Source organism: Campylobacter sp. LMG 7929, from assembly GCF_024723595.1.
GTDB lineage: Bacteria > Campylobacterota > Campylobacteria > Campylobacterales > Campylobacteraceae > Campylobacter_D.
This window is the reverse complement of record NZ_JANQCY010000005.1, coordinates 39,738-56,418: the sequence shown is the minus strand read 5'-3', so window position 1 is coordinate 56,418 and position 16,681 is coordinate 39,738. Positions and strand designations below refer to the sequence as shown.

18 protein-coding genes and 1 pseudogene are annotated in these 16,681 nt (G+C 31.7%); 13 read left to right on the top strand and 6 right to left on the bottom strand.

The features are described from left to right. The first annotated feature begins 16 nt into the window (after nucleotides 1–16). Complete coding sequence (gene carB / locus CAMP5118_RS03520) at nucleotides 17–3,280, top strand: carbamoyl-phosphate synthase large subunit (RefSeq protein WP_337216624.1); 3,264 nt, start codon at nucleotides 17–19, stop codon at nucleotides 3,278–3,280. Further along, nucleotides 3,277–3,699, top strand: coding sequence for a Sua5 YciO YrdC YwlC family protein (locus CAMP5118_RS03515; RefSeq protein WP_337216623.1), 423 nt, complete (start codon nucleotides 3,277–3,279; stop codon nucleotides 3,697–3,699). The genes carB and CAMP5118_RS03515 overlap by 4 nt, the downstream gene beginning before the upstream one ends. Here CAMP5118_RS03515 and CAMP5118_RS03510 read toward each other — a convergent pair whose 3' ends face one another. After that, complete coding sequence (locus CAMP5118_RS03510) at nucleotides 3,700–4,734, bottom strand: isoaspartyl peptidase/L-asparaginase family protein (RefSeq protein WP_337216622.1); 1,035 nt, start codon at nucleotides 4,732–4,734, stop codon at nucleotides 3,700–3,702. A gap of 174 nt (nucleotides 4,735–4,908) precedes the next feature. On the opposite strand from CAMP5118_RS03510, the gene CAMP5118_RS03505 reads away from it, so the two are divergent. Genes CAMP5118_RS03505 through bioD form a run of 3 tightly spaced genes read left to right on the top strand, consistent with a single transcriptional unit; the run spans nucleotide 4,909 to nucleotide 6,150 of the window. Next, nucleotides 4,909–5,256 carry a DMT family transporter gene (locus CAMP5118_RS03505; RefSeq protein ID WP_087699708.1) on the top strand — a complete coding sequence of 116 codons (348 nt, stop codon included), beginning with the start codon at nucleotides 4,909–4,911 and terminating at the stop codon, nucleotides 5,254–5,256. Beyond that, nucleotides 5,256–5,570: a DMT family transporter gene (locus tag CAMP5118_RS03500; RefSeq protein WP_039619256.1), complete on the top strand. Its 315-nt coding sequence runs from the start codon at nucleotides 5,256–5,258 to the stop codon at nucleotides 5,568–5,570. The genes CAMP5118_RS03505 and CAMP5118_RS03500 overlap by 1 nt, the downstream gene beginning before the upstream one ends. A 7-nt stretch (nucleotides 5,571–5,577) precedes the next feature. Next, nucleotides 5,578–6,150, top strand: a complete 573-nt coding sequence (bioD, locus tag CAMP5118_RS03495; protein WP_337216621.1) for a dethiobiotin synthase — start codon at nucleotides 5,578–5,580, stop codon at nucleotides 6,148–6,150. Here bioD and CAMP5118_RS03490 read toward each other — a convergent pair. After that, the gene (locus CAMP5118_RS03490; protein ID WP_337216620.1) at nucleotides 6,124–7,392 is read right to left on the bottom strand and encodes an adenosylmethionine--8-amino-7-oxononanoate transaminase; all 1,269 of its coding nucleotides are present in this window, start codon (nucleotides 7,390–7,392) and stop codon (nucleotides 6,124–6,126) included. The genes bioD and CAMP5118_RS03490 overlap by 27 nt on opposite strands. A gap of 134 nt (nucleotides 7,393–7,526) precedes the next feature. Here CAMP5118_RS03490 and CAMP5118_RS03485 point away from each other — a divergent pair, with 134 nt between their 5' ends. From CAMP5118_RS03485 to CAMP5118_RS03470, 4 genes are read left to right on the top strand one after another with little or no spacing between them, the layout of a single operon-like run. Further along, on the top strand, nucleotides 7,527–8,147 hold the full coding sequence (locus CAMP5118_RS03485) for a tetratricopeptide repeat protein (protein ID WP_337216619.1): 621 nt from the start codon (nucleotides 7,527–7,529) through the stop codon (nucleotides 8,145–8,147). After that, a complete protein-coding gene (locus CAMP5118_RS03480) occupies nucleotides 8,147–9,271 on the top strand; it encodes an aminotransferase class I/II-fold pyridoxal phosphate-dependent enzyme (RefSeq protein WP_337216618.1) in 1,125 nt (374 codons plus the stop codon). The genes CAMP5118_RS03485 and CAMP5118_RS03480 overlap by 1 nt, the downstream gene beginning before the upstream one ends. After that, entirely contained in the window at nucleotides 9,268–9,894 is a 627-nt protein-coding gene (locus CAMP5118_RS03475) for a pimeloyl-ACP methyl esterase BioG family protein (RefSeq protein WP_337216617.1), read from the top strand. The genes CAMP5118_RS03480 and CAMP5118_RS03475 overlap by 4 nt, the downstream gene beginning before the upstream one ends. After that, a complete protein-coding gene (locus CAMP5118_RS03470) occupies nucleotides 9,879–10,577 on the top strand; it encodes a methyltransferase domain-containing protein (protein WP_337216616.1) in 699 nt (232 codons plus the stop codon). The genes CAMP5118_RS03475 and CAMP5118_RS03470 overlap by 16 nt, the downstream gene beginning before the upstream one ends. On the opposite strand, the gene blaOXA is transcribed toward CAMP5118_RS03470, so the two are convergent. From blaOXA to surE, 4 genes and pseudogenes are all read right to left on the bottom strand, one after another. Continuing rightward, entirely contained in the window at nucleotides 10,551–11,318 is a 768-nt protein-coding gene (gene blaOXA / locus CAMP5118_RS03465; RefSeq protein ID WP_263679490.1) for an OXA-493 family class D beta-lactamase, read from the bottom strand. The genes CAMP5118_RS03470 and blaOXA overlap by 27 nt on opposite strands. Further along, nucleotides 11,315–11,764: pseudogene (locus CAMP5118_RS03460) on the bottom strand (GNAT family N-acetyltransferase). Before CAMP5118_RS03460 ends, blaOXA begins: the two are co-directional and overlap by 4 nt. Next, the gene (locus CAMP5118_RS03455) at nucleotides 11,748–12,401 is read right to left on the bottom strand and encodes a ThiF family adenylyltransferase (protein WP_263679488.1); all 654 of its coding nucleotides are present in this window, start codon (nucleotides 12,399–12,401) and stop codon (nucleotides 11,748–11,750) included. The pseudogene CAMP5118_RS03460 and the gene CAMP5118_RS03455 overlap by 17 nt, the downstream one beginning before the upstream one ends. Next, on the bottom strand, nucleotides 12,394–13,167 hold the full coding sequence (surE, locus tag CAMP5118_RS03450) for a 5'/3'-nucleotidase SurE (protein ID WP_337216615.1): 774 nt from the start codon (nucleotides 13,165–13,167) through the stop codon (nucleotides 12,394–12,396). The genes CAMP5118_RS03455 and surE overlap by 8 nt, the downstream gene beginning before the upstream one ends. Before the next feature lie 135 nt (nucleotides 13,168–13,302). Between surE and CAMP5118_RS03445 the strand changes: the two genes are divergently transcribed. The 4 genes from CAMP5118_RS03445 to lpxB all read left to right on the top strand — a co-directional run bounded on the left by CAMP5118_RS03445 (nucleotide 13,303) and on the right by lpxB (nucleotide 16,672). Then, nucleotides 13,303–14,115: an RICIN domain-containing protein gene (locus CAMP5118_RS03445; protein ID WP_263679486.1), complete on the top strand. Its 813-nt coding sequence runs from the start codon at nucleotides 13,303–13,305 to the stop codon at nucleotides 14,113–14,115. Beyond that, nucleotides 14,112–14,915, top strand: a complete 804-nt coding sequence (locus CAMP5118_RS03440) for a cytolethal distending toxin subunit B family protein (protein ID WP_263679485.1) — start codon at nucleotides 14,112–14,114, stop codon at nucleotides 14,913–14,915. Before CAMP5118_RS03445 ends, CAMP5118_RS03440 begins: the two co-directional genes overlap by 4 nt. A gap of 9 nt (nucleotides 14,916–14,924) precedes the next feature. Further along, entirely contained in the window at nucleotides 14,925–15,497 is a 573-nt protein-coding gene (locus CAMP5118_RS03435; protein WP_337216614.1) for a cytolethal distending toxin subunit A, read from the top strand. A gap of 77 nt (nucleotides 15,498–15,574) precedes the next feature. Continuing rightward, entirely contained in the window at nucleotides 15,575–16,672 is a 1,098-nt protein-coding gene (gene lpxB / locus CAMP5118_RS03430; RefSeq protein WP_337216613.1) for a lipid-A-disaccharide synthase, read from the top strand. The last annotated feature ends 9 nt before the right edge of the window (nucleotides 16,673–16,681 follow it).

Here is a 16,681-nt window from a genome sequence, read left to right as displayed (position 1 = left end):
CAGCTTAGGAAAATACATGCCAAAAAGAACAGATATAAAAAATATATTATTAATAGGCAGTGGGCCTATCGTTATAGGTCAAGCTTGCGAGTTTGATTACTCAGGAACTCAAGCAGCAAAAACCTTAAAAGAGCTAGGTTATAGAGTAGTTTTGATCAATTCTAACCCAGCTACTATTATGACAGATCCTGAATTTGCTGATGCAACTTATATAGAACCAATTACCAAAGAAAGTATTCTAAGTATAATCAAAAAAGAAAAAATCGATGCGATTTTACCTACTATGGGTGGCCAAGTTGCATTAAATGTTGCTATGGAAGTTTATGAAAGTGGTGAGCTTGCAGATGTCAAGTTTTTAGGTGCAAATCCTGAAGCGATAAAAAAAGGTGAAGATAGACAAGTTTTTAAAGAATGTATGAAAAAAATTGGCATGGATTTGCCAAAATCTATGTATGCGTATAATTATGAAGAGGCTTTAAAAGCTGTTGATGAGATTGGTTTTCCTTTGATGATTAGGGCTTCTTTTACCTTAGGTGGTGCAGGAAGTGGTGTGGTGTATAATATGGATGAGTTTGCAGAGCTTGCAAATACTGCTTTAGCGCTAAGCCCTATCCATGAAATTTTAATCGAAGAAAGTTTACTTGGTTGGAAAGAATATGAAATGGAAGTCATTAGAGATAAAAATGATAATTGTATTATCGTTTGCTCTATTGAAAATGTTGATCCTATGGGGGTTCATACGGGCGATTCTATCACTATAGCTCCTGCTTTAACTTTGACTGATAAAGAATACCAAGCAATGCGTAATGCCTCTTTTGCTATTTTAAGAGAAATCGGAGTAGATACAGGTGGATCAAATGTGCAATTTGCTATCAATCCAACTAATGGTAGAATGATAGTTATTGAAATGAATCCTAGGGTTTCAAGATCTTCAGCCTTAGCTAGTAAAGCAACGGGTTATCCTATAGCTAAGGTAGCTACGCTTTTAGCAGTTGGATTTAGTTTAGATGAAATCAAAAACGATATCACAGGCACTCCTGCTTCATTTGAACCAGTAATTGATTATATCGTAACCAAAATTCCTCGTTTTACTTTTGAAAAATTCCCAAATGCAAACACAGAGCTAGGCACTGCCATGAAAAGTGTGGGTGAGGTTATGGCTATAGGGAGAACTTTTAAAGAAAGCATTCAAAAAGCACTTTGCTCACTTGAGAGAAATTTAAGTGGATTTGATACTATAGAATGTGATAAAAATGAGCTTTTGGCAAAAATTCGTCAAGCTAATGAAAAACGCTTACTTTATATAGCACAAGCTTTTAGAGAAGGTTTTAGCACACAAGAGCTTTTTGAGCTTTGTAAAATAGATCCTTGGTTTTTAAATCAAATCAAAGAAATAGTGGAATTTGAAAATCAAATTGATATGGATATTTTAAGTAATAAGCAACTATTAAGAAAAGCTAAAACTTTAGGTTTTTCAGATAAAAAAATTGCTAGCTTAATTAATCAAAAAGATAATCTTGAGTTAAGCCAAAATGATATTTATTATGCAAGAATTAAACATAAAATCATTGCTCAATATAGCGAAGTAGATACTTGTGCAGGCGAATTTGAAGCATTAACTCCGTATTTATACTCAAGTATTAATGCAAATGAAGCTACACAAGTAAAAGAAAGTAAAGATAAAAAAGATAAAAAAGTGATGATTATAGGCGGTGGACCAAACCGCATAGGACAAGGCATTGAGTTTGATTATGCTTGTGTGCATGCTTCTTTTGCTCTAAAAGATATGGGCGTAAAAACTATAATGTATAATTGTAATCCAGAAACGGTTTCGACAGATTATGATACAAGTGATATTTTATATTTTGAGCCGATTGATTTTGAGCATTTAAGAGCGGTTATTGATAGAGAAAGACCAGATGGAGTGATAGTGCATTTTGGTGGTCAAACTCCGCTTAAATTTGCAAAACGTCTTAGTGCTTTTGGAGCAAAGATTATAGGAACGAGTGCAAGGGTAATAGATTTAGCTGAAGATAGAAAGAAATTTGCGAAATTTATTGAGGATTTAGGCATAAATCAACCTAAAAACGGCACAGCCATAAGCGTTGAAGAAGCGATTATAAAGGCAAATGAGATAGGTTATCCTGTGCTTGTTAGACCAAGCTATGTTTTGGGTGGTCGTGCAATGCGTGTGGTGCATGATGAGAGCGAGCTTAGACTTTATATGCAAGAAGCAGTAGATGTGAGTGATAAATCTCCGGTATTAATTGATCAATTTTTAGACAATGCAACTGAGCTTGATGTAGATGCGATAAGTGATGGAAAAGAAGTTTATGTAGCAGGTATTATGGAGCATATTGAAGAAGCAGGAATTCACTCAGGTGATAGTGCTTGCTCTTTACCTGCTGTAAATATTGATGAAGCTATGCTTGAAATGATTGAGCAAAAAACAAAAGATATTGCTTTAAATTTAGGTGTAATAGGGCTTTTAAATATACAATTTGCTATCCATGATAATAAACTTTATATGATAGAAGTAAATCCAAGAGCTAGTAGAACTGTGCCTTTTGTAAGTAAGGCTACAGGAATTCCTTTAGCTAAGGTTGCAACACGCGTGATGTGGCAAGGAAATTTAAGAGAAAGTTTGAAATTTTATGATACTTTTAAAGTGGTAGAGGAAAAAAATGGAATTTTAAGAGCTAAAAAACCAAAACATATTAGTGTAAAATCAGTGGTATTTCCTTTTGCTAAACTTAGCGGAAGTGACCTTGAGCTTGGACCTGAAATGCGCTCAACCGGTGAGGTTATGGGTGTAAGCAAAGATTTTGAAAACTCTTATGCAAAAAGCCAACTTGCTTCTTCAAATTTCTTACCAGAAAGTGGCAATGTATTTTTATCACTAAGAGAACAAGATAAAAAATACGCAGTAGATTTAGCTAACGAATACATTAAGCTAGGATTTAAAATCATTGCTACAAGCGGTACTTATAAAATTTTACAAGAAGCAGGTTTAGAGTGTGAGTTTGTGCATAAAATTTCTGAAGGACGCCCAAATGTAGAGGATAAGTTAAAAAATTCTCAAATTCAACTTGCCATTAATACTAGCGATGAGCATAGTTTTAAAGGTGATACTAAAAAAATTAGAGCAAATATTTTACGCTTTAAAACTCCATATTTTACAAACCTAAGAGCAGCGTATGCAGGTGCTAAAGCGATTAAAGCTATACAAAATAAATCATGCCTTGAAGTAAAGAGCTTGCAAGAATACTTAAAAGCATGATTTATCTTGCTCAAACTGATACAACAGCAGGGTTTTTAAGCAAGGACTTAAAAACCCTTAATACTTTAAAGAAAAGACCTTTAAGCCAAGATTGTTTGATTACCACAGCTAAATTTAGTGAGCTTAAAAAACTTACAAGAGTGCCAAGTCATTTTAAAAACACTATTAGAAAATCCAAAAAAACTACTTTTTTATATCCTAATTCTAAAGCAATACGCGTCGTGAAAGATTGTGCTCATGAGGAATTTTTAAAAGAGTTTGATTGGCTTTATTCTACTTCTGCAAATCTTCATGGAAAAAAATTTGATCTAAATTGGGCTATGCAAAATGCAGATAAAATAGTAGATGAAAAGTTTTTTGAAAGCGGAGCCTCAAAGATTTTTAAACTTCGAGGCGTTAAAAAAGTTAAGTTACGCTAATTATTTTTCAAGTGGCCAAAATACTTTTGGTTCTTCACCTATTTTTGCTTGTCCATGATACATCCCAAGTTTATCTTTAGTCCAAGCATAGCCAACTTTTCCATTTTTATCTATTGAGATGATTCCACCTGTGCCACCAAGTTTAGCTACTTGTTTGATAGTTTCTTCGGCTGCTTTTTGTACTGAAAGTTTTTTGTATTTATACAAAGACGCAACTTCATGAGCCACAGCCACTCTTATATAAATATCACCTGTTCCTGTGCAAGAAATCGCAACTGAGTCATTATTTGCATAATTTCCTGCTCCTATGATAGGAGAATCCCCAATGCGTCCTGTCATTTTATTTGTAGTGCCACCTGTGCTTGTGCCTGCTGCTAGGTTGCCATTTTTATCTAAAGCTATCGCACCTACTGTGCCTAAATATGGCTCTGTGCTTACACCAAGATGAGCCTTTGCTTTATCGCTATCTAGTAATACTTCTTTGCTTTTTTTAGCTTCTTGAAGTTGTTTGTATCTGTGCTCTGTGAAAAAATATTTTTGTCCTACTATTTCTAAACCATGTTTTTTGGCTAATTTATCAGCACCCTCGCCCGCTATTAAAGTATGAGGTGTTTTTTCCATAACAAGTCTTGCTGCCTCTATAGGATTTTTAATTGTCCTAGCCATAGCAATTGCACCTGCTCTTAAATTTTTTCCATCCATTATAGATGCATCAAGTTCGTTAAATCCATCAGAAGTAAAAACAGCACCTTTTCCAGCATTAAATTCAGGACTATCTTCCATTACTTTAATGGCAGCTATAACTGCATCAACAGAGCTTCCACCTTTTTCAAGTATGCTTTGACCTGCTTTTAAAGATTCTTTCATTACCTTTTCTCTTTTAGCAAATTCTTCTTTAGTAAGTCCTAAGCCACTTGTACCACCGTGTATCACGATGATAGGTTCAAAATCTTTTGCAAAAGTATTATTACTTGTTAAAAATGCTAAACTAGCTAATATTAATAAAGCCTTTTTACTATTTGTTAAAAAACTCATTTTTATCTCCTTGTTACAAGCTTTTGATTTTATAATAATAAAAATTAAATATAAATTAATATTATAAAAATATTTATAATAATGATATTTTTTATTATTATATGTTTAGTTTTTGATTAAAGTTTTATTTTTGTAATTTTAGTTATAATTTGCGCTTTTGAAAAAAGGTAGATTATGATAGAAAGAACAAAAATAAGCTCTAATTTTGGTTGGTTTATGGTGATTTTAGGTGGTTTGGTTGAGTGTTTTTGGGTGAGTGGTTTAAAATACTCAACTGAAATTTGGCATTATGCTTTAACAGCCATTGGGGTTTGCATATCTTTTACATGTTTTTTAAAAGCTTGTGAAAGACTTGAAGTAAGCATTGCTTATAGTGTTTTTGTAGGTATTGGCACGGTTGGGGTAGTGCTTAATGAGATGTTTATTTTCAATGAGCCAAGTTCTATCACCAAGCTTACTTTAATAGCTATTTTACTTTTAAGTATCATAGGCCTTAAAATCATTAGCAAGGAAGCTAAATAATGGAATGGTTCTTTTTGTTTTTAGCGACTGCTTTTGAAATTTTTGGTGTGATTATCATGAAACAACTTGTAAGCACTAAAAATAAGCTTTATCTTTTAGCTTTGATAGTGTGTTTTGGTTTTTCGTTTGGGTTTTTAAGCCTTAGTATGCAAAGCATTGCTATGAGTGTGGCTTATTCTATATGGACAGGAGCTGGAACTGCAGGCGGGGTTATCATCGGAGTGCTTTTTTATAAAGAAAGTAAAAGCTTTTTAAAGCTTTTTTTAATTGCTCTTATCATTGCTTGTACTGTGGGTTTAAAAATACTTTCATAGGTTTAAAATGAAAATATATATTAGCGGCATAGACACAGATGTTGGCAAAACTTATCTAAGTGCTAGAATTTGTAAAGAATTGGGTTTTGATTATTTTAAGCTTATCCAAGCAGGCACGCCAAAAGATAGTGAGGTAGTAGCTGAGTTTAGTCCAAAAACTAAGATTTTTAAAGAAGGTGTGTTTTTACAAACTCCTGCTTCCCCGCACAAAGGCAGGATTTTAGAAAATTTAAGCTATAAAGCTTTTGATATACAAATTCCACAAAGTGAAAAACTCATTATCGAGCTAGCTGGTGGGCTTTTTTCGCCCCTTGATGATGAAAAAACAATGATTGATTATATGAGTGCGTTTAAGCACCCTACGATTTTAGTAGCAAAAGACTATCTAGGAAGTATCAATCACACGCTTTTAAGTATAGAAGCACTAAAACAAAGAGATATTAAAATCCTTGCTTTAATCTTAAAAACCCAAGATACTTTTAGCAAGGATTTTATAAGTAATTACGCTAAAATTCCTATCATAGAATTTGATGATAAAGTGTGTGAGAAACTTTCAAAAATCCTTGAAAATCTCTCTTAAAGACTGCACTACATAAGTAATCTCATCTTCATTTATAACATATGGTGGCATGAAATAAATTGTATTTCCAAGTGGTCTTAAAAGTAAGCCTTTTTCTAAGGCTCTTTGAAAGACTTCAAGTCCTGCTCTTTGGTATTTGCTTTTTTGTATATCAAATGCACTTACCATGCCTAAATTTCTAAAATTTCCTAAAAAGTCAAATTCTTTTAAACTCTCCCATTGTGTTTTTATAAAAGCACTTTTGATTTTATTTTTTGCGATGATATTTTCTTTTTCAAAAATATCCAAAGTCGCATTAGCCGCTGCACAAGCTAGGGCATTACCCGTGTAAGAGTGAGAGTGTAAAAAGGCCTTTTGGCTCTCATAGCTATCATAAAATTTCTCATAAATTTCATCTTTAGTAAGCACCACTGAAAGTGGTAAATACCCACCCGTGATAGCTTTAGAAAGACATATATAATCAATACTTTGTGAGCAATAATCTAGCGCAAACATCTCTCCCGTGCGTCCAAAACCTGTGGCTATCTCATCAAATATCACTTGCACACCATAACTTTTAGCAAGTTTAATCGCCTCATCTAAATACCCAAGCTCGTACATGTGCATATTGCCCGCACATTGAAGCAAAGGCTCAAGTATAAAAGCGCAAATTTCATAATGATGATTTTTTAAAATACTTTCTAAAATTTCAAGTTCTTTTGTATAGTCTTTGTTTGTTGGCACAGGTGTTGTGATACTTTTTAAAAGTAAAGGCTCATAGGTTTTTTTATAAAGTGCTACATCGCCAACGCTTAATGCACCTAAGGTTTCTCCATGGTAAGAATTGCTAAGAGCTAAGAATTTATCCTTTTTAGAGCCATTGTTTAAGTGGTATTGAAAGCTCATTTTTAAAGCCACTTCTATGGCTGAACTACCATTGTCTGCAAAAAAGCATTTATCAAAAGGCAAAAGCTTGCAAAGTCTTTGTGAAAGCTTTATGATAGGCTCATGCGAAAAACCAGCAAGCAAGACATGCTCTAAATTTTGAAGTTGATCTATGATTTTTTCATTGATGTATTCATTACAATGGCCAAAGATATTTACCCACCAAGAGCTAATGCAGTCTATGTAGGATTTTTCATCAAAATCATACAAATACACTCCCTTAGCCTTTTTTATAGGTATTAAAGGTAAAAACTCATGATCGCTCATTTGCGTGCAAGGGTGCCAAATGTGTTTTAAGTCTAGTTCTTTTAAATTCATTTTTACTTCTTTGATTTTTATTACTAATGATACTACAATTTTTACTCAAATTTATGCTTTAAAATGAAAAAGGATTATTTAGAAAATATTTATATAATTAGTTTTTTTATTTTAAAATTTCAAAAGGAAAAATAATGAAAAAAATATTAGTTGTTCTAACAATTTTATTTTTAAATTTTGCATACTCACAAGAGGATTTGGTTGAAAAAGGGATTAAAGCCTATGAAAGTGGTGATTATATAAATGCTATGAAGTATTACAAACAAGCTTGTGATTTAAATATTGGAATCGGTTGTTTTGGTATTGGAGCTTTGTATGAAAGAGGGGAAGGTGTTAAAAAAAATAATTTTAAAGCAGTTGAGTTTTATAAAAAATCTTGTGATTTAAATATTGGAATCGGTTGTTTTGGTATTGGAGCTATGTATGAAAATGGAAAAGGTGTAAGAAAAGATAATTTCAAAGCAGTAGAATTATATCAAAAAGCATGTGACTTAGAAAATGGTTTAGGTTGTTCTAATCTTGGTTTCATGTATGCAAATGGACAAGGTGTAAAAAAGGATAATTTGAAAGCAGTTGAGTTTCATCAAAAAGCTTGCGATTTGAATAATGGAAGTAGTTGCAATAATCTCGGGATTATGTATGTAAATGGATCTGGTGTTAGAAAGGATCTTTCTAAAGCTTTAGAATATTTTGGCAAGGCTTGTGATTTAAAAAGCGATGAGGGTTGTCAAAACTACGCAAGGCTTAAACAATAATGCAAATTGCACAAATTTTAGATGCATTAAAACAACAAGATAATTTTAGAATTCTACGCTCATTAAAACATGAGGGAAAATATGTTATTTATAATGAGCAAAAATTACTAAATTTAGCGAGCAATGATTATTTAAATTTAAGCAATGAAAAAACATTAAAGCAAGATTTTTTAACACATTTAAAAGAATTTGAATTTTCTAGTTCAAGTTCTAGAAGCTTGAGTGGAAATTATGCGATTTTTGATGAATTTGAAAGCTTTTTAGAAGCTAAATTAGGCAGAAAAATCTTACACTTTAACAATGGTTATGCTTTAAATGTTAGCTGTTTACAAGCTTTAGCAAGCATTAAAAATACTTTGTTTTTAGCAGATAAGCAAGTGCATGCAAGTATCATCGATGGTTTAAGGCTTGGCGGAGCTAAATTTATAAGATTTAAACACAATGACATAAAGCATTTACAAAGCTTAGTGCAAAAACATTATAAAGAATTTGAAAATATCATTATAGTAAGTGAAGCACTATTTAGCATGGATGGAGATTTTGCACCTATAAAAGAATTTATAAATTTAAAAAAAGAGTTTAAAAATATCAAAATTTACATTGATGAAGCTCATAGCATAGGGTGTTTTAATGATGATGGTTTGGGTTATGTGAGATTTTTGGGCTTAGAAAAGGAAGTGGATTTTTTAGTTTTTACCTTTGGTAAGGCTATAGCTTCTATGGGAGCTTGCATGATAAGTAATGAAAAAGATTTTTTCATCAACAAAGCAAGAGCTTTTATATACTCAACCGCCATTGCACCTATCAATGTAGCTTGGACTTTGCATGTTTTTAAGCATTTGCATGAATTTAGCGCTCAAAGAAAAGAGCTTTTAGAGTTAAGTGCTTGGTTTAAAAATGCTTTAGCAAGTAAAGGCGCAGTTTTGGGCGAGGCTTATGTGATATCTTTTATTTTAGGGCAAAATGCACTAGCTAGTGAAATTTCACAAAAGCTTTTAGAAAAAGGTATTTTTGCACCTGCTATTAAAGAGCCAACCGTAGCTAAAAATACAGCTAGAATTCGCTTTTCTTTGCATGCTGGGCTAGTGAAAAAAGACTTAGAAAAGGTTTTGGAGGTACTTTGAAAACTCATTTTTTACATGAAAATGCAAATTCGCGCGAGTTGATTTTATTTTTTTCAGGTTTTTGCTCACATTTTAGTCATTTTACGCATTTAAAAAGTGATGTAAATGTTTTAATGGTGTATGATTATACGAGTTTTGATTGGGAATTTGATCTTCATAATTTTGAAAAAATTACTCTTGTTGGCTTTTCTATGGGAGTTTGTGTAGTGAGTAAAATTTTAAAAGATATAAAATTTGATAAAAAAATAGCCATAAATGGCACAAATTTACCTATAAATGATGAATTTGGGATTAAAAAAGCCATTTTTAAACTTACAATGAAAAGATTTGCTTTAGAGGATTTTAAAGCAAATTTGCTTGAAAAAAGAATGAATTTAAGTGATGGATTTTATTTTGAAAAAAACGAGCATTTAAAAGCAGAACTTCTAAGCTTATATGAGTTTTGCACTAAAGATTTAAACGAAAATTTCACTTGGGATAAAGCCATAATTAGCAAAGAGGATAAAATCTTTCCACCAAAGCATGTTTTGAATTTTTTCAAAGAAAAGGCAATGTTTGTTGATGAGCCACATTTTATATTTTTTAAATACCACACTTGGGAAGCACTTTGCAAACTTTCATAAGAGCAAAAGACACTTATAGCGCAAATACACCTGTGCAAAAAGAAATGGCTAAAGAGCTTTGTAAAATGCTTGTTGAGAATGATTTGAGCGATTTTGAAGCGGTGTTTGAATTTGGCTGTGGAGTAGGGGTTTTTAGCAAGGCTTTGCAAGAGTGTATTAAATTTAAGCATTATTTTTTAAATGATATTTATCCTTTTGAAAATCCTTGTAAGTTTGATGAATTTGGTGTTTTTGATATGAATGAGCTTAAAAATCATCATTTTTATACGAAAAAATTTGACCTTATAGCTTCAAATGCTTGTATGCAGTGGCTAAAGATAGATGAGCTTTTAGAAAATTTTGCAAGCATGTTAAATAAAAATGGGATTTTGCTTTTTTCTACTTTTGGAGAAAAAAATTTCACTCAAATAAAGCAAAGTGCCAATTTATCACTTAAATATTTAACTTTAGAGCAAATTACACAAAAGCTTTCTAAAAAATTTAAGATCATAAAAGCAAAAGAAGAATTAAAAGAGTTAAAATTTGATTATACTTTAGAGCTTTTTAGGCATTTGAAATTAAGCGGGGTAAATGCTTTGAGTGAAAAATTTTTCATAAGCAAGGCATTTTTAAAAAACTATGAAAAAGAATTTCAAAATACCTTGACTTATCATCCTTTATTTTTTATGTGTCAAGTTTATTAAATTTGATAGATATTTTTTTGCTAATTCTTCTCTTAGATAAAGTTTGTTAAAATCACTTATATCCATACATAAAGCAAAAGCATAAATTTGATGAGTTTTTTTATCTTTTATAAAACCTACGATTTGTCCGTATTTTTCTTTACCCCAGCCTGTTTTTGCAAAGAACTCATAATGTTCATTTTCGCTAAGTTTTATTATATTTATAATTTCTTTTTGTATATTTTTAGGATAATCTAATTTTAGATTTGCTAGTTCAAAAAGTAAGTTTGCTTGTTCTTTAAGACTAATTTGTAAAGAATCATCTATCCAAAATTCATCGATTTTACTTATTTTTTGATTACCATAATTAAGTTTATTTAAGTTTTTTTGCATTTTTTCTAAGCCGATTTTTCTAGCTAATTCTTTATAAGCAGGTAGTTGTGATCTTTGCATAGCTAGGGCTAAATTTGCGTCATTTTTCCAAGAGGGTAAAAATACTTTTTCACCTTTGTAGTGATAAAAAATCTCATTAGTATTTTTCACAACGCCTTCATTAAGTGCGATTAGGGAATTGAAAATTTTAAAAGTAGAGGCAGGTAGGATGCGTTTGTTTGCTTTTGTAAAATTATTACTATAATAATCCTTGCCATCATAAGCTATAAAAACTCCACTTTCATTGTAATCTTTAAAAAGATCTTTTAAATTTTCATTTGCCAAAGCAAAAGAGCAAAAAAGACTAAAAAGTAAAAGTAATTTTTTCAATTTATTTCCTTTTTCATTAAAAATTTTTTAATTCTTGTTGATCTATTATAGCAATGTTTTCTTTGATGATTTTAAATCCTGCTTTTAAAAAGAAATTTTTTAGCACTAAGGCTAGCAAAAGTATAAATTTCACTATAAGGATAGTTTTTAAGAGCAAATTCTAATAAAGCTTTACCATAACCTTGATGAGCATAGTTTGCATGAGTAAAGCAAAGATCGAGAGTTTTTTCTTCTAAATTTATACTTATAAAAGATATGATTTGACCTTTTTCTTCATAAACAAAGCCTAGTTGATTTTGAAATTTTTCCTTCCAAGCTTTTTGGTCTATATTAATCCATGCATGAATTTGTTCTTTTGTGTAATCATTTTTACAAAGAGTGAATACGCTTTGCTTAAAAAGCTTGATACAAGAAGCTAAGTCTTTTATATCAAGCTTTCTTATCAAGCACTTTCCTTAAAGCCAAAGAAGCTAAAGCAAGTCCAAAAGAGGCTGTTACACCCATAAATGAGCCAAGATCTTTACAATGAGCTTCTTCATCTGAAAATACCACATCAAAGTCTCCTTTAAAGCCTGATTTTCTAAGTTCATAACGGAATTTTTTAGCTAAAGCATCGCCGTGTGTTTTAAATATGCTTGTTGTTTTAATACGCGTTGGATCAAGCTTTCTAGCTCCACCGGTTGATGAGATAAAAATTTGCTTTTTCAAATCAACTAAATTAGCCAAAGCAACCTTAGCAGGTATATCATCAATCGCATCAATGATTAAATCAAACTCGCTCAAATCAAAACTTTTTAAAAACTCATCATCGATTTTACTAACTATACCTTTGGCATTGTAAATGCGTTCAAAAACCTTAGCTTTTTCTACGCTTATATTTTCGCTATGAAGTTGGCGGTTTTGATTGGTAGTTTCAAATTTATCCGCATCAATTAATGTTAGATTGCTAAAGCCACTTCTAAAAAGCGCATCAACACAAATTCCACCAACTCCACCTAAACCACAAACTAAAACTTTAGTATTTTGAAATTTAATAAAATTTTCTTCATTAACAAGCCATTTTATACGCGTGTATCTATCCATTTTTCATCCATTTTTTGAGATTTTTCATTTGATTATAAGCTGTTAGATCAAGCATTATAGGTGTTATTGTGGCATAGCCTTGTTTTAAAAGTGCTATGTCTGAGTCTTTTTCATTTTCATGATCAAGATTAGCAGCAGCTAGCCAGTAGTATTCTACACCTCTTGGATTTGTATTTGAGTGTGCTTCATAACTATAAATTCTTTTACCTGCTTTGCAAATTTTTAAGCCTTGAAAGGCTGTTTTGCTAGAAGGAAAGTTGATATTTAAAAATTCTTTTTTATCTAAAGGAAAGCCTTTTTCAAAGATATTTTTGACTATTTTTTTAGTAAGTTTTAAAGCAAGTTTATAATCAAGCTCTTTTTGGCTATCTTTGTAAAATTGCGATAAAGCAATGGCAGGAATTCCATGAAGCACAGCTTCCATAGCACCTGCGCAAGTTCCTGAGTAAGTTATATCCTCGCCTACATTAGCACCTTTATTGATCCCACTTATGACAAGATCAGGCAAACGCTTTTTATATAAAGCATGCAAAGCAAGATAAACGCAATCCGCAGGCGTGCCATCATCAAGCTTGTAAAATCTTTTACCAACCTTGTGAAATCTTAAAGGTTTGGTTAGTGTTATGGAGTGTGAGCATGCTGATTTTTCACTAGCAGGAGCTACTATGGTGATTTTAGCTTTAAAATGCTTTTTTAGCATTTTTATAAGCTTTTTTAAACCTTCACTTTCATAGCCATCATCGTTTGTTATTAAAATTTCTTTCATGTTTTTTCCTTTTTTTAGATTTTAACACAAGTGATAAAATATTTTTTAAAATAAAGAAAAATTATTAGTGGTGTTTTGTATTATAATTTATTTATAATTATGATAGTATATTTAAATTTAATTCAAGGAGGAAAAATGCAAAAAATTAAATTCATAATGATATTTAGTGTATTTGTAGTTTTTTTTATTGGATGTTCTTCTAAAGAGCAATTTAATCCTTTGGCACGTTCTTTGGGCGGTGTAAATGATATTGATCCTTTAAAAATAGGTAAAAATCCAACACCACCTGCTAAGCAAAAAACACCAGCTTTGATAGAAGGTAAGTATTTTCCTGCTATACCGCTTGTACCACCAGTAATTACTACAAATACTTTTAAAGGGGATAATCCCATAAAAGGACCCTTGCCAAGGTTAACTTCGGATAATAAATTTACTTCAAATGCTTTGTATGAAAATTCAGGCATTGCGAGTGATTTTGTAACCATTATGAATCCAAACGGTGCTGCGCTAACTGTTTGGGCGTTAAATCCAGGTAATTGGATATGGGGTTATAATTTATTTGATAGCAAACCTTTTGGCGATGCAAGAGTTTGGCAGCTCATTGAATTTCCAAATAATAAAGTTATGATTAAAAATACAAAAACTTTAACATGTTTAAATGCTTATGGAAATGGTATAGTGCATTATCCTTGCGATCAAAGCAATTTTGCGCAATTTTGGAGTCTTTTTCCTATGAGTAATGGTGCTTATCAAATTCAAAATTATGCTACCCAACAATGCATACAAACAACGGTTGGAAATGTAATGGAGGAGTTTTATTTTAACTATTATAGTATTTATTTGACACCTTGTTTGAAATCAAAAGAAAAAAATTTAGATAGACAATGGAGTATAAGTGCACCTGCTTTTCAAACAAGATCACCTTATGCTGAAGGAGGGGTATTTTGAAAAAGATAATATTTTTAATTTTAGGTTTTAATTTATTATTTGGAGCTTTAGAAAATTATAACAGTGGTACTTGGAATTTACAAGGCTCATCAGCTTCTACTGAAAGCAAATGGAATATTAGCATAAGACAGCTTGTAACGGGTGCTAATCCTATGGATATTTTGGCTGTTCAAGAAGCAGGAGTTTTGCCAAGTACAGCTATAATGACTCCAAGACAAGTTCAACCTGTAGGAATTGGAATTCCTATACATGAGTATGAGTGGAATTTGGGCTCATCAAGTCGTCCAAATTCTGTTTTTATATATTATTCAAGAGTGGATGTTGGAGCAAATCGTGTAAATATGGCTATAGTAAGTAGAGTGCAAGCTGATGAGGTTTTTGTTTTACCACCTCCAACTGTTGCTTCAAGACCTATTATAGGAATTCGCATAGGAAATGATGCGTTTTTTAGCATACATGCTTTAGCAAGTGGAGGTAATGATGGTGGAGCTATTGTGAGTGCTGTGGATAGTTTTTTTAGAAATAGACCAGAGATTAATTGGATGATTTTGGGTGATTTTAATAGAGAAGCAGGATCTTTGGTTTCTTTACTTGATCCAGATTTAAGAGCGCGTACACGAGTGATCCCTCCAAATACGAATACTCAAACTAGCGGAAGGATTATTGACTATGCTATCACAGGAAATTCCAATACAGCTTCTTTGTATAATCCACCGCCAATCATTGCTCTTTTAGCTGTAGCAGGACTTAGAACTTTTTTAGCTTCTGATCATTTTCCTGTGAATTTTAGAAGACCTTAGGAGTAAATGATGAAAAAAATTGGTATTTTATTTTTTATGGTTTTTAGCTTTTTAAGGGCTGAGGTTAGTTTAGATGAATTAGAAGATTTTACACCTATGTTTGCTATAAGATCTTTAGAAACAGGAATTTCGCTAAGTCCTTTTAGATATAGCTCTGAAATATTAGAAGAGCAAAATTGGTTTTTAAAAGAAATAATACTTAGTGATGAGTTAAAAGAAAAAGACAGGTATGCTGTGCAACGCCCTTTTGGTTATGTGCAGTTTATAAATCCTAGAGGTGCTGATGTATGTTTGGCTGTTTTAGATGAAAAAACTTTTGGAACAAAATCTTGCAAGCAAGATTTACAAGATGGACAAATGCAAACGGTTTTTTCCATCATGCCTACTACAAGTTCTGCTGTGCAAATTAGGTCTTTAACGCATGGCGGGGTAAAATGTATGAGTACTTTTTATGATGCATATATACCTATAGAAAATCGCTTTGGTTTAGATGATTGTACCGTAAATCCTTCTGTACCTATAGAATTAAAAGAATTATTTTTCTTTGCCCCTGCTATCGTTGAAGCAACTCCGCTTTATTAAACTAAACCCGCTTTGCGGGTTTAAACTCTAAGTTAAAATTTGTTAGAATGTCTTTAAAATTGATATAAGGTAGGTTAATGAAAACCTTTTTAGTTTGCGCCTTAGAGCCTTCAGCAAATTTGCATTTAAAAGAAGTTTTAAAAGCTTATAAAAATGAGTATAAAGAATTTGATTTAGTGGGAATTTATGATGAGAATTTATGTGAAGAATTTAGTCTAAATTCCAAGCCACTTTATAGCTCACATGAGTTTAGTGCTATGGGTTTTATAGAGGTTTTGCCACTCATTTTAAAAGCCAAAAGAGCTATAAAAGAGCTGGTAAATTTAAGCCTTACTCAAAAAATTGATGCGATTTTGTGTATAGATTCACCTGCTTTTAATATACCTTTTGCAAAGGCTTTAAAAAAAGCAAATTCCAGAGCAAAAAGAATTTATTATATTTTACCTCAAGTTTGGGCATGGAAAAAAGGTCGCATACCCATCATAGAAAGTCATTTTGATGTGCTAGCTTCTATCTTGCCTTTTGATAGTGAGTTTTTTAGCAAAAGCACTTATGTGGGTCATCCACTTTTAGACGAGATAAAAGAGTTTAAAAACCAAGAAGATATAAATTTTATATTTTCAAAAAAAGATGATGAAAAAATCATCGCTTTCTTGCCAGGCTCAAGAAAAAGTGAAATAAAGCGTTTGATGCCTATTTTTAGAGAATTAAGCACTAAATTTAAAGGTAAAAAAATCCTTTGTGTACCTGAGTTTAATTTAAAAAGATTAGATCTTTATGGGGATATAAATGGTTTTGAAATTCAAAGCAATACCCCAAAAGTGCTTAAAAATGCTGATTTTGCTTTTATTTGTAGTGGCACAGCTACGCTTGAAGCAGCTTTGGTCGGCACGCCTTTTGTACTTGCTTATAAGGCTAAAGCTATTGATGTATTTATCGCAAGATGTTTTGTAAAACTCAAACACATAGGCCTTGCAAATATCTTTTTAGATTTTGCAGGAAAAAGCGAGCTTAATCCTGAATTTTTACAAGAGCAAGTGAATGTGGAAAATTTATATCAAGCTTATCTTAAATACGATTATAAGGCATTTTTTGATAAAGTAGATTTTTTAAAAGAATATTTGCAATTTGCAAGTGCAAAAAAATTAGCTAAAATACTTTATGAAATCAAATAAGGATAAATC

Excerpts from the sequence above, each read along its gene's own strand:
- CAMP5118_RS03485 (WP_337216619.1), top strand. The coding sequence starts at position 7,527 with ATGAAAAAAATATTAGTTGTTCTAACAATTTTATTTTTAAATTTTGCA.
- CAMP5118_RS03490 (WP_337216620.1), bottom strand. The coding sequence starts at position 7,392 with ATGAATTTAAAAGAACTAGACTTAAAACACATTTGGCACCCTTGCACG.
- lpxB (WP_337216613.1), top strand. The coding sequence starts at position 15,575 with ATGAAAACCTTTTTAGTTTGCGCCTTAGAGCCTTCAGCAAATTTGCAT.
- carB (WP_337216624.1), top strand. The coding sequence starts at position 17 with ATGCCAAAAAGAACAGATATAAAAAATATATTATTAATAGGCAGTGGG.
- CAMP5118_RS03435 (WP_337216614.1), top strand. The coding sequence starts at position 14,925 with ATGAAAAAAATTGGTATTTTATTTTTTATGGTTTTTAGCTTTTTAAGG.
- CAMP5118_RS03480 (WP_337216618.1), top strand. The coding sequence starts at position 8,147 with ATGCAAATTGCACAAATTTTAGATGCATTAAAACAACAAGATAATTTT.
- CAMP5118_RS03510 (WP_337216622.1), bottom strand. The coding sequence starts at position 4,734 with ATGAGTTTTTTAACAAATAGTAAAAAGGCTTTATTAATATTAGCTAGT.
- surE (WP_337216615.1), bottom strand. The coding sequence starts at position 13,167 with ATGAAAGAAATTTTAATAACAAACGATGATGGCTATGAAAGTGAAGGT.
- CAMP5118_RS03445 (WP_263679486.1), top strand. The coding sequence starts at position 13,303 with ATGCAAAAAATTAAATTCATAATGATATTTAGTGTATTTGTAGTTTTT.
- CAMP5118_RS03455 (WP_263679488.1), bottom strand. The coding sequence starts at position 12,401 with ATGGATAGATACACGCGTATAAAATGGCTTGTTAATGAAGAAAATTTT.
- CAMP5118_RS03515 (WP_337216623.1), top strand. The coding sequence starts at position 3,277 with ATGATTTATCTTGCTCAAACTGATACAACAGCAGGGTTTTTAAGCAAG.
- bioD (WP_337216621.1), top strand. The coding sequence starts at position 5,578 with ATGAAAATATATATTAGCGGCATAGACACAGATGTTGGCAAAACTTAT.
- CAMP5118_RS03500 (WP_039619256.1), top strand. The coding sequence starts at position 5,256 with ATGGAATGGTTCTTTTTGTTTTTAGCGACTGCTTTTGAAATTTTTGGT.
- CAMP5118_RS03505 (WP_087699708.1), top strand. The coding sequence starts at position 4,909 with ATGATAGAAAGAACAAAAATAAGCTCTAATTTTGGTTGGTTTATGGTG.